Source organism: Kosakonia sp. S42 (assembly GCF_016624785.1).
In the GTDB taxonomy this organism is placed as follows: Bacteria; Pseudomonadota; Gammaproteobacteria; order Enterobacterales; family Enterobacteriaceae; genus Kosakonia; species Kosakonia cowanii.
Window position 1 is genome coordinate 22358 of the sequence record NZ_JACVTW010000025.1, and the last position, 14044, is coordinate 36401.

General features: G+C 55.2%; 12 protein-coding genes. 9 read left to right on the top strand and 3 right to left on the bottom strand.

The genetic code is table 11. The annotated features are described in order from the left end of the window. Window positions 1-210 precede the first annotated feature (210 nt). On the top strand, window positions 211-402 hold the full coding sequence (locus IAE50_RS20085; protein WP_200581057.1) for a hypothetical protein: 192 nt from the start codon (window positions 211-213) through the stop codon (window positions 400-402). 492 nt (window positions 403-894) lie between these two features. After that, complete coding sequence (locus tag IAE50_RS20090) at window positions 895-1323, top strand: hypothetical protein (RefSeq protein WP_200581058.1); 429 nt, start codon at window positions 895-897, stop codon at window positions 1321-1323. Between the two features lie 357 nt (window positions 1324-1680). Here the strand turns inward: IAE50_RS20090 and IAE50_RS20095 are convergent, their stop codons facing one another. After that, window positions 1681-2163, bottom strand: coding sequence for a hypothetical protein (locus tag IAE50_RS20095; RefSeq protein ID WP_200581059.1), 483 nt, complete (start codon window positions 2161-2163; stop codon window positions 1681-1683). A 106-nt stretch (window positions 2164-2269) separates the two neighbouring features. Continuing rightward, a complete protein-coding gene (locus tag IAE50_RS20100; RefSeq protein ID WP_200581060.1) occupies window positions 2270-2800 on the bottom strand; it encodes a hypothetical protein in 531 nt (176 codons plus the stop codon). Between the two features lie 1041 nt (window positions 2801-3841). Here IAE50_RS20100 and IAE50_RS20105 point away from each other — a divergent pair. From IAE50_RS20105 to IAE50_RS20125, 5 genes are all read left to right on the top strand, one after another. Next, on the top strand, window positions 3842-4564 hold the full coding sequence (locus tag IAE50_RS20105) for a phage integrase N-terminal domain-containing protein (protein WP_234467246.1): 723 nt from the start codon (window positions 3842-3844) through the stop codon (window positions 4562-4564). Window positions 4565-5024: 460 nt separating this feature from the next. Continuing rightward, the gene (locus IAE50_RS20110; protein WP_200581061.1) at window positions 5025-5957 is read left to right on the top strand and encodes an isopenicillin N synthase family oxygenase; all 933 of its coding nucleotides are present in this window, start codon (window positions 5025-5027) and stop codon (window positions 5955-5957) included. Between the two features lie 72 nt (window positions 5958-6029). Continuing rightward, window positions 6030-6791, top strand: a complete 762-nt coding sequence (locus IAE50_RS20115; RefSeq protein WP_200581062.1) for a hypothetical protein — start codon at window positions 6030-6032, stop codon at window positions 6789-6791. Continuing rightward, window positions 6781-8307, top strand: a complete 1527-nt coding sequence (locus IAE50_RS20120; protein WP_200581063.1) for an MFS transporter — start codon at window positions 6781-6783, stop codon at window positions 8305-8307. Before IAE50_RS20115 ends, IAE50_RS20120 begins: the two co-directional genes overlap by 11 nt. Window positions 8308-8346: 39 nt before the next feature. After that, the gene (locus IAE50_RS20125; RefSeq protein ID WP_200581064.1) at window positions 8347-9963 is read left to right on the top strand and encodes an OPT family oligopeptide transporter; all 1617 of its coding nucleotides are present in this window, start codon (window positions 8347-8349) and stop codon (window positions 9961-9963) included. On the opposite strand, the gene IAE50_RS20130 is transcribed toward IAE50_RS20125, so the two are convergent. Beyond that, entirely contained in the window at window positions 9960-10979 is a 1020-nt protein-coding gene (locus tag IAE50_RS20130) for a helix-turn-helix domain-containing protein (RefSeq protein ID WP_200581065.1), read from the bottom strand. The two genes, IAE50_RS20125 and IAE50_RS20130, sit on opposite strands and share 4 nt — an antisense overlap. 924 nt (window positions 10980-11903) lie before the next feature. On the opposite strand from IAE50_RS20130, the gene IAE50_RS20135 reads away from it, so the two are divergent. Then, window positions 11904-12377 carry a hypothetical protein gene (locus tag IAE50_RS20135; protein WP_200581066.1) on the top strand — a complete coding sequence of 158 codons (474 nt, stop codon included), beginning with the start codon at window positions 11904-11906 and terminating at the stop codon, window positions 12375-12377. A 2-nt stretch (window positions 12378-12379) separates the two neighbouring features. Further along, a complete protein-coding gene (locus IAE50_RS20140; protein WP_200581067.1) occupies window positions 12380-13993 on the top strand; it encodes a chitinase N-terminal domain-containing protein in 1614 nt (537 codons plus the stop codon). The last annotated feature ends 51 nt before the right edge of the window (window positions 13994-14044 follow it).

Here is a 14044-nt window from a genome sequence, read left to right on the forward strand (position 1 = left end):
CCGGTTTTTCCCTCAGGCGCATGCATTTTGCACACAAGGCAACCGCGTCAGACACCATGAGGCACCCTTCGGTCCGGTGATGAAGACCGGGCGGTCAACATCGGGATCAACACGGTTGTGATGCAGACCGCATTGTGGATGACGTGCGGCAGGGTGTGCGATGAGATGCAGGGAACCGGGCCGTTTCGGCCCCTACCCCGGAGATCTCTCATGAACAACCATCACATCCGCCTCACGCCGCTGGAACGTAACGGCTGGCAGGTCCTGCGCATGCTGCGCACGACTGAAGGCATCAGTCCGCTGGTGAACCTGGGACAGTTGCGCCGCTATCTCACTTCAACACCGCTGGGACAGCGTGCGGGTATGAAACGGCTTGGCGCGTTATCGTCGTGCTCCGGCTGACCGGCTGGATCAGTCTGGTGGGACAACATCGTGATCCCCTGACCGGCCATGTGCTCAGCGAGCTGTATCAGGTGCATGACACCGCGATGGATTTTCGTAAGGCCTGTGCCCTTGACGCGAGCCTTCCGGCGCTTCTCCAGGCCTCCATCAACCACGAAAACAATCTGGTTGTCGGGTCGCCTCCATATCCAGGCCACCCTTGCCGGGGCCCCTGCGACGGTGGCCAGCGCACCTGAACCGCGCCATGATGACAATGACCTGCCCCCGCCGGCATCACCCTCGCCGGCAAGTCCGTCGGCAACACAGGCGACACCCTCCGATCCGTCCACCAGCAACACGACTGTTCCGCCGCAGACCGCAAATGCACATCCGACGCCGATCGGGCAAGCCCCTACGTATAAGACGTATAAGACGTATAAGACGTATAAGTATAAACAAGAACGTACGTACCGCGCGTGCGCGAAGGCGGAGGATGCCCCGCCACCGGATTCAATGGTATTGCCGCCCTGCCTGATCCACGTCAAGGCAGATCAGCAACACGACGTGCTGACTGCCCTGGGGCGGCTGCCACCCGAGCATCGCCAGGACGTGCTGGATGAGCGACAGGCCCGCAGCCAGGGCGGCACGGTCCGCAACGTCGTCGCGTACTTCTTTGGCCTGGTGAAGCGCGTCTTCGCAGGTGAATTTCGCTTGTGGGCGGGCCGTAAGACCTTCCCTCCTGGGCCGCAGCCTGACGCGAAGCTGCCAGCACGTGGCGCCCATACTGGCGTGCCCCCAACGCCCCTGATGCAACCTGCCTCACGGGAAACGGCCCTGGCGCATATCGCCAACATCCGCACCATGCTGCGTGCTCCGGTGAGCGCAGGAGACATTGCCGCCAGAGTGATGACGGGCAGGAGATGGCTACCTGATCCAGCCTGATCCGATGCCAGGCCTCTCAGCCTGCGCACATCCGGAATACGGTCCGAAGAAATAGTGCCCGGCTCTTTTTTTCTGATGGAAGCCACAGGTCAAGAAAAACGTGACCTGACACGCCGTCAGTAAGGCAATTTCGTGAGCAGTCTCAGAAGGTCAGGCAGAGGACAGAATAAGCATGACCGGGCGGGTCACCGAATCTTTGCGGGATTTTCTATACCGGACGCGCTGTTCTTTTGCGATCAGTCCGTTGCCATGCTCAATGCAACGAACCGATATAGATATAGTTCATTCGTGTACTACCACAGGCTACCGGACAGCCCGACCTATTTCGTATCGGGAGTCAATCCCGCAAAACCCATGCTAAGCCAGTCGTTCAAAACGCTGCAACATCCACGGAATAACGTCCTTGTTCTGAGAAATAGTCTCCGGAGGGAATCCGCCTAAAATACCGCAGGTCCCCTTGCCAGGATCGCCGAACAGATACTCTTTGGTGATCGGCCCGGTAAGCTGGCCACTCTCCCGATCAAGAGCAATCGTAGCTGCCGTAATGACCGTGATGTTATCAAGATGACCCGGCCATCCGAGAATGGCTTTGTCCCTTTCCGTTAAAAGGTGTTCCATGTCAATCTTCCTCGCAACGCCAATCTTATCGACAGGCGCAGCGCTTTGCACCGCATCCGGTGCCTCGCTCCTGGTTGGCGGTTGGGCAGACATAGCCTGCGGTCCGGAGTTCTGGAGCGATGCGTTTAACATCGACTGAAACGGTGGGAAAGCATTTTCCTTTTTCCTTTTTCCGCTACCCGGCTCCGTCACGAGAGCGCTATCGACCTCTGAAATTCTCATGTGTCAAATCCCCTGTGATAAACAGCTTAAAAGATGCCGTAGTTATAGCATAAAAAAAACCGCCCCCCATGAAAACATGGAAGACGGTTCTTATCGCGCAGTGTAATCAATGGTACATCACCCGACAGTCATAGGACGAAATGGAAGGCGGCTGGAAAAGTCCGCCTGTGATATTGCCGACTTTCATTTGCAGGGTAAGCAGGCAGTTGGCCGGAATATTCGCCCCACTGGCATTCACCGTAGTCGAGGCACTATTGGGGTCAAGCGGCGCGGTCCATGACAAAGCGCTATTTGGCTTGCTGATAAACAGGCGTAAGGTAATTTGAGCCTGCCAGGCAGCCCATCTGACGCGATCGTAAGTACACAAGATGGTGTCCACCATCCCTGTGGGGATCTGTCCGCTCAATGGCAACAATGTCGCGCCAGACACAAAAATGCCGCCCTGGCTGGGGGCAGGCCCCGGGCCGGCTCGATACCAGCTCGGTCCGGCTAGTTGAGCAAGGTGGTCTTCCGCCTCAGCGTGCTGTGTCAGTAATGCCAGAAGCGCAGGATCTTCTTTGCTCAGGTCCACTGGAGTAGGAGTGACAGTGCTCCCTTTTTTCAACAAATCGTCAGGTGGAAGAATCAATGTATTCATCGTTATTCTCCTTTGATCACGTTAAAAAAATCTAAAACCTGTTCGTGACCGTTGTGAACTGAAATCATTTCAGCAAACAGATTGGAAGACAGTGACAACGGGCTCACAGGCGACATCGTTTGTACACCCTTCCTGTTGAAGCCATATTGACCTATGACAGCTTTTGACGCTGCTGAGAACTTGGTCTTTGACATGTACTGGCACAGTCGCTGCGTGTCGGCACCTGCGGCCTACTTCATCCGATTGGCATTGCCCCATTGGGTCCACGGATAGCCATGTATCTGTGCACTGTAACAACACTGGCTTTGTATGCGAGCTACCCGTGCGATGTTGGTATGTTCTCCTCATGCCAACATCGCACGGGTAGCCGACAAGGCGCACGCCGCGTCAGTGCCGCAGGCAAGACCGGGCGCTTCTGCCACAACGCTTTTGGATTACGTGCGACCGGAGGCCACCGCATGGGCCGTCACTGCACGCCGCAGTGACGGCCCCGCGCTCACCCGCCACAATACGGGCAAACACCGGATCCTATTACGTGCGGCAGACATGATGATGGCTACCGTACACTGATGCCGAAGTCGCCGAGACCGATAGGCTTCATACATCGGCACCCCCACAGCGCGGTTCCTGCAAGCGCTGGCCCGCAAGGGCGGAACCACCCCAGGTATGCCAGGCTTCTGCTGCATACCGGCCCTACCCATGAGCGGAGCCACCTTCATCATCTTGCACTCACTCCTTTTCGCGCCCCCGGCGCACCTTTCATCACGGCCTTCCCCTGTGCGCAAGGCACTGGAGCGTTGCCGCATGCCTTATCCCACTCACTTTACAGGAGGACTCATCGACACTGAAAACTCGTTCATCTCGCACGACCTCCGTCTGGTCTTCCCCCAGGAAGCAGGACGGACGCCTCATTTGAGGCTCGGGTGTTTCCTGAACACCCTGCCCTTGCTCTCACGGGATCTCGCACTGCGAGTTGGCACTAACACTTATCAACGAATTTCAGGACGACACAGTAACGACGATTTTCCTGGAGGACAGACAATGGACGATCTGACTTACACCCTGCGACAACTATGCCAGCGCAACCGTGGCGGCGGTCACGCCACACAGGCGGATCGCATGCGTTCGCTTAGCCTGATCGCGCGGCAACTGCGCGAGGCCGGGTTCCGGCAGATGAAAGCGTCCTCACTCAAGGGTAAGCATGTCCAGGCCCTGCTGGAACGCTGGCAAGGCGAAGGCTTGTCGTCCGGCACCCTCAAGAATCGGCTCGCTCACTTGCGCTGGTGGGCCGGGAAGATCGGTAAGGCCGGCATCCTGCCGTCGGACAATACCCAACTCGGCATCGCCGAGCGCCGCTACGTGACCAATATCAGTAAGGCGCGCGAACTTGGCCCCGGTCTTGAACACATCAACGATGCCTACGTGCGCATCAGCCTCCAGCTCCAGGCCGCCTTCGGATTGCGGCGGGAAGAAGCGATCAAGTTCCGGCCCCGCTATGCGGATCGCGGCGACCATATCGTTTTAAAAGCATCCTGGACGAAAGGCGGACGTGAGCGGACGGTACCTATCACGACGCCGGAGCAACGAGAGGTGCTTCAGGCGGCGCACCGGCGGGCAGGTGCCGGGGCATTGATCCCGCCACACAAGACCTATATCCAGCAGCGGCACGCCTACGATGGACAATGCAAAGCGGCAGGGCTGAGCCAAATGCACGGCCTTCGTCATCAGTATGCACAAAGCCGGTATGAAGCTCTCACTGGCTGAAAAGCTCCAGCTGCGGGAGGGCCTTCTACACGAACCTTCACTTCGGCGCAGCGGGTACGAAATACCAACGCACGCCAAAATATTAGCCGGGAGCTGGGACACGAAAGACTACAAATCATTGCCGTTTACCTTGGAGGGTAGTACAGCCTACCACTGGGAATGCCGCAATCCAGAACCATGATCTCACCGCGCACAAGCCTGACCAGCGAAAAGATAAGGGGTTATTAAATCGAGCAAATGAGGGTTAAACAGCGAAATTTTGAGTAACTTAGAATGAAAACGCTCATACCGATTCAGGAATTGCATTTTTGGAATGGCATGATTTTGTTTCGATGAAGCAAGGCACGTTCCTGAGAAAGCTGAGACAAAACGTCTGTTTTTAGGGACGTTTTGCCTAACGCAATCGATGGATATCAGATTAACGTCAGAGAGAAATCAGATACCCCAATCGGAGGTGAGTATGAAAAGCTTTACATCCATACCTCATATTGATTTGCTACCGATGTATGAACACGGCGATACTGGGGAGCGAAAAGTCGCCAACGAGATTCGCCGCATATATTCAACTGTTGGCTTCGCCTGTCTTGTCAATCACCAGACCGATCCCGAGTTGGTTGGGAATGCGTTTGAAGCGGCCCGCGCCTTTCATACCTTGCCATTAGCGGAGAAACTGAAGATCCGGCAAAATAAGTTCTTTCGCGGATACATGCTTCAGAATACATCGCAGTTCGAGCTAACGACCCTCGGTAAAGCCAGCAGACCCAATCAAAGCGAGGCATTTATCATTGCAAATGAAGTGCCTGCGGATCATCCGGACTACATAGCAGGACAGTACCTGGCGGGCCCGAATCAGTGGCCAGAGGGAATGACTCAGTTCAGGTTATCTGTACTGGCTTATTACGAAGCAATGAGATCACTGTCGGCAAAGCTGGCACAGATGTTTTCTCTTGCATTTGGCATGCCACGCAATGCGCTGGATGACATTTTCACTAATCCCACAATATTTATGCGGCTCCAGTATTATCCTGAACAGTCAACCGTAGACCAGGACGAGCAGTATGGTATTGCTCCTCACACCGATTATGGTTTTTTGACTTTACTTGCACAGGATGAGACAGGCGGGCTCCAGTTGAAGAATACCGATAACGAGTGGATTGATGCACCACCGGAACCCGGAACATTCATACTGAATAGCGGCGATATGGTGAAGTGGCTGACCAATGGCCATTTCATATCGACACCTCATCGGGTTATCAACCGTTCGGGAAAAAAACGTTTTTCAATCCCATTTTTCTACGAGCCAGATTGCATGCACGGCTTTCGCCGCTGCCACCTTTTTACAAGGACGAAGACGCCAACTCTGTTCCGGGCATTGAATATGCCGAACATCTGATGGCGCGGATAAGATCAAATTATCAACTGGGTGCCTGACTTTTCATTAATAATGACTTGCAGGAAAAGCGCTATGGACGACATTTATTTTTATCAAAAAGCGTCCTTTGAATGCGGGATCAACCCCGACGCATTGCGTGGAAAAAGAACAGTTTTACTTATCAGCGTAGGTCAGGATTATCACGAGAGTGATAAGCTGGTTGCCACCATCACGCTGATTAACGCCAGCGATTTCGCAGAATGTACCATTGCTGTGGCGGATACGCTGCAGCAGCATAATAGGGAAGACCCGAAACCTGAACAAAACAGAATGCTTACTTATCAGCCTGGTGAGGACTGGTTGCAGCGGAATGACGCCAGAATCAAAGCGTTGCGTATACCTCATAACATCCTGAGATGGGATGAAGCCAGGTTTAATTCCTCCTGTTCCAGTTTTTATCTGGCAGTTAAAAGAGCATATCAGGAGGAAACTGATTACCGATCAGCCGTCGATGAAACAATTGCCAGGTTCACTGAGCGGGCGCTGAAACGCAACCCGGGATTAGTCATTTCCGAGCTAAAAACAAAATGCCTCAATTATCTTCTTGAGGAATGCCCGATCATCATGCCGATGTGGGCGTCCCGGGGCTACGAGTTCATCATATACCCACAGCCGGTAACATCGGCAATGCTGGCCACCCGAACCCGTTTTGTTGCCGGCGCTTATCCGGGCAAAGCGCAATGGCTGTCATTACGTTTCAGACGGCGATCAATTCCCATTCGGCTATCTGTATTATCAGAGTCGGCTAATCAGAACCGCCATCCATATCAACAGGACGAAAAACATGAGGCGTGACTTCGACGCCGGTCGAAAATGGTGGATAATGACTGGCGTAGGCATTCTCAGCTTCCTCGGGTGCATCGATTTTACCATTGTCAACACCGCACTGCCCGCAATGCGGGCCGCATTACATGCGTCTGTCAACGAGCTGCAGTGGTTTATAAACGCGTTCCTGCTCGCGCTGTCTGCGTGCATGGTGGTGATGGGGCGAATAGCTGATTTGTATGGACGCCGCCGCGTTCTTTACGCTGGTGCTGTCGGTTTCGGTATGGCATCCCTGGCGGCAGGACTCGTTTCCCAGGCGGAATGGCTGATTGCTTTTCGGGGTATTCAGGGCGTGTGCTGTGCTGTGCTTTATACCGCGTCGGGGGCTATCATTTCTCATGCATTTCCAGAGGATCAGCGTGGCAAGGCAATCGGCTGGCTGTTTGGAATTAACGGACTGGGGCTTGCGGTTGGCCCTGTTCTCGGCGGCATAGTGGTCAGTACATTAGGATGGCGCTGGATATTCCTGCTCAACGTTCCTTTGATCGCCGTGAGTCTGATCATTTGCGCAATGAGCGTAAAGGAATCGCGGGACGATACCGCCTTGCGTACGCTCGACTGGAGAGGCCTGATACTTCTGATCACCGCGTTGAGTTGCGGACTGTGGGCCGTCACTCAGGGCAATGAGTATGGCTGGCTTTCCCTTAAAATCATGACAGCAGGCTGTTTCAGCCTGCTCATGCTCGCATTCTTTTACCGGACCGAAAGACGCGTTGAATCGCCCATACTGGACTTCTCATTATTTCTGAGACGATCATTTATTGGTGCTGTCCTCGCGCAGGCGGCCCTCGCCTTTTTCTATGTTCTCGGTTTTTTCCTGATGCCTCTCTACCTGAGCGAGGTTGTCGGTATGGCCGGGTATCAGGTCGGGCTCATGCTATTGCCGACCACGGCAACCGTTGCCATTCTTTCACCCATCGTCGGCAGGATCACAGATCAGTACGGCTATAAATCGATGTTGTTAGGGGGATTCGCGTTATTCGCAGCTTCGGCGGCACTGCAAGCGTCTTTTTCGGCGAGCAGCAGTATAAGCATAATCACTGTCGCTTTTTTGCTCATGGGTGCTGGCTGGGCGTGTATCCTCGGGCCTTCAACGGTGGCCGCACTCTCTTCAGTCCCCGAAAACAAGGGAGCCGTCGCTATGGGATCGTGCTGGACAATCCATAATATTGGCGGCGCGATTGGGCTGGCGTCAGGAATTTTTTGCTATCAGTTAGCTGCGGGGCATCAGCTTGCCTGTGACGTGGCAAATCTCGGCGTAGAACCAGGGAGCTGGATCAGAGTTGCGGTAAGCGACCTGGAAGGCGGTCTGAATGTTATGCAACACCATATTCCAGACCTTAATCTCACTGGCGCACACGCTCTTTTGAGACAAGCGTTTCTTATGGGATACCGGGTTGCAATGGGGCTGCTCGCAGGCGTGTCGGTAATGACATTTGTCGCGCTGCTTCTGATAACACACAGGTTCAGTAATTCAGGAAGGTAAGTGCCTTAAATCAGGTCAGCGAAAAAGCAGGAGAGCGACTTGAAAAAGCCCACGCAAAGTAACGACCATCCCAGAACGCTGACCCTGTTTATTCTGGCCGTGATGCTACCCTCCAGCGTTGTGGGTGCCGTCGTCGGTGTTCAGCTTATTACGACCATAGGTGTCGTCCCTGCGACATCGCTTCTCGGCGTGATGGCGACCATGGCTTTCGCACGGATCCCTTATTGCGCCTTTAAGACACTGCGCAATCCACACACTCAGAATCTGATCCAGACAGCAGTGTCTTCGGCCAGCTTCGGGGCTGCAATCAGTCTGATAGCACCTTTAGGGTTGCCGCATATCATGGGGCTCTCGCACTGGATCCCGGTTTTACTCATGTGCTCCAGTGCCGCCATGGTATGGGACGCGTTACTACTCTATCGGGTATTCGGCTCGTCAGCATTCCCGGCGTCGGCACCCTGGCCGCTCGGTGAAGCGACTGCCGAAATGATAGCCACAGGAACATCGGGCACACACAAATCAGGAGGACTGATGGCGGGGGCTGCTGTAGGTATGGCAGGTGCCCTGGCCGGTTTGCCTGTGACGGCTGTGGGTATCTCATTATTGTGCAGTGGCGGCACAATGCTGTTTTTTGCGGCGGGTCTTCTTGCTAAATCTGTTTTGCCGATGTTCTCTGTGTGGCAACCTCCAGGCCAGGGAACCGAGGGCGCTTTACTCGGAGCTGGTGCCATATCCGCGCTCCAGTTTGTGGGTGTAATGTGGCATTCTCATTTTCGGTGTGAACCCTCTGAGCACGCTGCGTCGTCGTCATCCGTCAGAAAATCAGGGCGAGCGTCATTGGCCCGCTCGATGATGTTTGGCGGCTGCGGATATATCTTACTGGCCGTAGCCCTGACAATGGGGACCGGGCTGGATCGACAGTTATCTCCAATGGAACTTACAGGATTCGTAATCTTTGCCGCGCTCGCCGCTCTATTTCACGAAATTATTGTTGGACTGGCCGCCATGCACAGTGGCTGGGCACCCGCCTTCGGCACTGCGATCATCGTGTTGTTGACAGGAGCATGGTTCCATTTCTCATCCGAATTGCTTGTCACACTGAGTGTATTCGTTTCTGCAACCGGTCCTGCATTCGCAAATATGGGGTACGACTTCAAAACGGGGTTTATACTTCGCGGAAACAGTGAGAATGCGTTCGAGGATGAGGGCCGTCGGCAGCAATTTATCGCCGCTGGTATAGGCTTTACGATTGCAATTGCCACTGTTGCAATGATGCAGCATTCACTTTTTCTGCATGGTCAGGTCGCACCCATCAGCAAAACCTTTGCTGCTGTCATCCGCACCCGTGATCATCATGAACCCGCGATCCTTGGCTGGGCGACTGCAGGTGGATTACTTCAACTCATCGGTGGGCCAAAACGTCAATGGGGCATTCTGTTTGCAACGGGGTTGCTCATCGCGAACCCCGTTGCAGGAAGCCTGGTTTTTCTGGGCCTGATCTGTCGTTCCTTCATGCTTCGGTACTCTGTGAAAGGATTCACGCTGGAAGGCCTGGCTGCCGGTATCATCGTCGGTGACGTTCTTGGCGAATTCCTGACCATCGCTGGCAACGCGATCTTCCGCAAGTCAATGGACGAACATGGTTCTCTGCGTTAGCGCGGCTGAAGCCATATTCCTGTAAATCGAGCGGAAGGTGAAACACCGGACGATAAGGCATCATTTGCCAAATCCCGGGGCGCGAAACCATAGCGCCGTTTAAATGCGCGGGCAAGTTGGTCAGGACTACTGAAACCAAACCGAAATGCCAGATCGGAAATCAAAGGCTTTGGCCCCACGTGTGCCTGTAATATCCTGTAGACCTTTGTTAACCGGCGCCTGCGTATGTAATTTGCAATGCCTCCCGCTGGCTCAAACAGACGATAAAGTCTGGAACGTGACAATCCGACATGGGCACAGATATCGTTAACGCTTAGTGCCTGATTGTCGAGATTGCAGTCTATATGACGGCGAACTTTGCTCAACAGGGTTTCGTCTATTTCGCGATGTACGGCTTCACGAATGTCGGAATCCCCGGACAGGCTCGCCGATAAGAAATTCAGAGTCGCCTCCGCAACCGACGGGTATTCCTCTGTTCTCCAGTCGCCAAGTCTGAAAAACAGGGCGCGAAGATAGTCTGCGAAAAGCTGACCCAATGCATGACTGAGTACCGTTCCGTGCAAATTAGCTGTCACGGCGGGAAGGTTGTCACGCGGAACCATCAGCATGAGGACATCACCCGAGGCGATACTGAGGTCATAAGGCTGCCCAAGATCGACCAGAGCCAGCTGCCCCGGTTCCACCAGCAAAGTTTCATCATTTACGCTCATGCACCATGCCTCAGTCAGACTGAGGCGTAAATAAAAATGATCCAGGCCATCACGCCGGATTTTTTGACGAGTGCGATAAGCCTGCCGGTCAATGCCGTGTGCGCACTGAGCGCAAAAGTGCCATTGTCCCAGCATGAGATCATCAAGATGAGTCCCCAGAAAACTGGCATCATGAATGATGACGTCACGCATGCCCCGGGAAATATCGTGATGCCTGTGCTCTGAACGCCAGGCATCAAAACGCGATTGTTGGTCGTAATCAAGCGCGGAAAACTGGTAAGGAAAAATACCGGTTGTGTGTTTCATAACGCTGACCTCAATAGTGCCATTGTTTATTCAAAACAGTCTGTTTTGACCGGGAAAAGTCCTTGAAGGGTGTTCCGGATTCCCGTTTCCAGGACGAGGAATGATATATATTTGTGACGGCATATGCTGCTTAGAGTTTAGGTCAATTTTCTGTTAACCATATAAGGCTGACGTGTCAATGCACCATATTTCTGTCGGATGCCACAGGTCAAAGTCCGTTAAAAATCTGGTTACGCCGGCGAACGTGTAATGAATGAAAATTAATTCTCATTTAACTTATCTCTTCACAATTATTTGTTCCATGCCTTATTAAAAAAGAAATGTAAGGGAATGGTGTCTAAGGGTTAATGGCCCCTACCTTGAAAAGGGAAAAGGTCATCCGATCAAGATTGAACCTACCTGCCCAGTAAAATTCGTTCGTAACGTGTCATCCTAGTAGGGACGAACTCAACCTGCATAACCCGGCATCGAAACGTACTTTTAGAGCCGGGTTGTTCCGGCCGTTTGCAATCTCTGCCTCAGCGAGGATCCCGGTCATTGAGCCGTCGCTCCAGTGCATTCACTGAACCATGCCCTCCTGCAACACACCTTCGCCATGACTGAACACCTCCACGTTTGGCGTTAACCGACAACGCATCTTTACAGGCGCGAACCCGTACGAACATCACAAAAAAGTGCAGCCTATTTTTTCCATTGTGAGGTTCGGGCGTCAAGTTGCGTCTTATTTAGCGCATACGTTTTATTTTGCAATCACTCATACGCAAATTACTGCGTATCCGGCGACAGGCACTTGTCGCCCTTATGCATATGCATTTAGCGTCCGCGTCAGCTGGCAGTGGAACCGTGCCAATCAGGAGAATCGCTGTCCACAGAGGGCGCAGCAAAAAAAGCTGCGAACGATAGTCGGATGACTGGAGACAGGTCATGACACGGTGGCGCTGGTTTGCGTTTGCGCTCGCGTTGGTGCCGGTAGTGGGACTTACTCAAACGGCCACCACCAATCCCGAAGACGAATACAAAAAGCTGGTGAGGGTCGATACGGAAATCCAGCCGCTGGGCGACACGCCCTTCGGGGAATCGGTAAACGTCTACGACGGAAGCCTGGCCTTCCACGTCACCGACATCTCCCTTCCCGGGAATGGACCGACGATTGAGATCGGGCGAACGTTTCAGGCCGACGGCGATACGACGGTCCGTTTCAACAACGCATCGTTCGGTGACTGGGATCTGGATCTGCCGCGCCTGGCCTGCACACTTACAACTACGATGCGAACAACCGGCTGTCGGCGATCGTCAAGGGCGGTCAAACCGCGCATGCGTTTCAGTATGATCCGCGCGGTAACACGGTCAGTCGGGACGGCCAGGCGCTCACCTACGATCTTGCCAACCGTTTATTGAGCGTGGCCGGCAAGGGCGCGTATCTGTATGACGCGACCGGCCGGCGCGTCAAAGCGGTGACGCCGGCGGGCACCACTTACTACGCCTATAACAGCACCGGCACCCTCGTGTGGCAGTATGATCAGGCGACGGCGGAGGGCACGGATTATATCCACCTGGGCAAGACGCTGGTGGCGAGCAAGAAGGCGTCGATGGCGACCATCCTCGGGCACATCGATGCCGTCTCTGGCGGCACGGACACGGCGATAACCGGTTGGGCATGTGCCTCGGGCCTGGTGCCACCGATCGATGTCCATGTGTATGTCGGTGGTCCCGGTGGGGCAGGCACGATGCTCGGCGGCTGGACTGCCAATGTGGCGAGTGAGGCGGCCGTCCAGACGGCCTGCCATTCCTCCGGAACGCGCCACCGTTTCAGCATCCCCCTGAGCGACGACAACCGGACCCGTTACAGCGGGCAGCCCATTTACGTCTACGGCATCTCATCCACCGGCGGCGACAATCTGCCGCTGAGCGGTTCGGGGACCTGGACGGTGCCGCCATCGACCCAGGCTCCGGCCGCGCCATCGGCCATCCATGGTAGCGTGGCCGCGGATGCCTCCAGCGTGTCCGTGGGCTGGTCAGCCAGTGCCACCGCCGTCACCTACACCGCGCAATACTCCACCGATCAAGGGGCCCACTGGACAACACTGTCGAACGGGGCGGCCACCACGGCCACCCTCTCCAATCCTCCCGACGGTCGCTATCTCCTGCGCGTCCAGGCGTGCAACAGCCGTGGGTGCAGTGTGTGGACCACCTCGGAGGCCGTCGTGGTGGCGCGCGTTCCTGCCACGCCGGGGAACCTTGAAGTGCCCACCAGCGCGACCGGTGCCGTGGGCGTGCGTTGGGCCAGCGCGGCGTGGACCACGTCCTACCAACTGGAGCACAGTGAGGGCCATGGATGGACGACGGTGTATACCGGCCAGGCCACACAGACCACCGTCAACGAAACCGATTCCGCCACGTGGTATTACCGCGTCAAGGCATGTAATGCCAACGGTTGCAGCAGGTATGCCACCAGCCCTGCCGTCGTTGTCACCTTGCCTCCCAAGGGGGCGCCGACCGTGACCGGCGGCGGCACCACGACCGTGGGCACGTTTACCATCGGCTGGTCGGCCGTCGCCGGGGCGACCCGCTACAACATCAAGGAAAACGCCAACGGCGCCGGGGAAACGATCGTCGATTCAGTGACCGACGCCAGCAGCGGCTGGCCGGTCACGGGAAAGGGCAACGGCACATATCGCTACAACGTGCAAGCGTGCAACAGCAGTGGCTGCGGACCGTGGGGCAATGAAGTCACCGTAGTGGTCACGCTGGGGCCCCCTGTGCCCGGCAATATCCAGATGAAAGCCGGCGTCCGACATAACGATGATATCTACACCATTTCGTGGACCGCGGTGCCCGGCGCAACGCGATACGAGATCCTCGGCGTTCACGCCAACCGCATGATCCGGGTGGAGGGCGGCCGAACCTCTCAGGTCGTGGAGAGTGGTCAACTGCCGGCGCCTGAAGATATTTACCGCCTTTGCGCCTGCAACGACCAAGCCTGCTCGCCCTGGTCCGGAGACATCAGCCCATAACACCCCTTATCGAACGCACTTTGAATGCCTGGCGTCGGCTGGGCGTGACCT